We start from the raw sequence: 760 nt of genomic DNA, 5'->3' as shown, positions 1-760 counted from the left end.
TGCGAAACCAGACAGTAGAAGTCTCTTAACTTAAGAGATAGGCTTGGATACATGTCTAACACTAACGCTAATTTTGAGATGACCGGAATATTGTTGGGTCAGGAAGCGCGTCGGCGCAAAACACCTCAGGAAAAGGTCGCCATTATTCAGCAGTCGATGGAGCCGGGAATGTCGGTATCCCATGTAGCTCGACTGCATGGGATTCAGCCCAGCCTGCTGTTTAAGTGGAAGAAGCAGTATCAGGAAGGCAGTCTTACCGCGGTGGCTGCCGGAGAAGAAGTCGTTCCGGCATCTGAACTCTCCGCCGCCCTGAAACAAATCAGGGAACTTCAGCGTCTTCTGGGTAAGAAGACGATGGAGAACGAGATCCTGAAAGAAGCGGTGGAGTACGGCCAGTCGCGAAAATGGATAGCGCATGCGCCCTTGTTGCCAAAGGACAAGGAATAGCACAGGTCAGCCGGGCTTTAGGCGTGTCGCGTGCGCAGTTATCCCTTCGGGTCAATCGTCCTGCTGGCTGGCAGGACGGGCGCTGTAGCAGGCGTAACGAGGTCGCCGATGCAGAGCTGCTGACGCGTATCCTCACCATTATCAGCGATATGCCGGGTTATGGCTATCGACGGGTGTGGGCGGTACTGCGTAGACAGTCGCGTAATGAAGGGCTTCCTCTTGTGAATGCCAAACGCGTTTATCGTGTGATGAGCGAGAACAGCCTTTTACTGTTGCACGACAAACCACAACGTCCGCAGCGTGAACATAACGG

General features: G+C 53.7%; 1 pseudogene. It reads left to right on the top strand.

The features are described from left to right. Positions 1–78 precede the first annotated feature (78 nt). A pseudogene (locus FCN80_RS26200) lies at positions 79–760 on the top strand (transposase); the annotation flags it as partial.

Origin of the sequence: Martelella alba, from assembly GCF_005217455.1 — a bacterium.
In the GTDB taxonomy this organism is placed as follows: Bacteria; Pseudomonadota; Gammaproteobacteria; order Enterobacterales; family Enterobacteriaceae; genus Acerihabitans.
The sequence above is the reverse complement of the archived record's forward strand: the minus strand, read 5'-3'. Positions and strand labels throughout refer to the sequence as shown.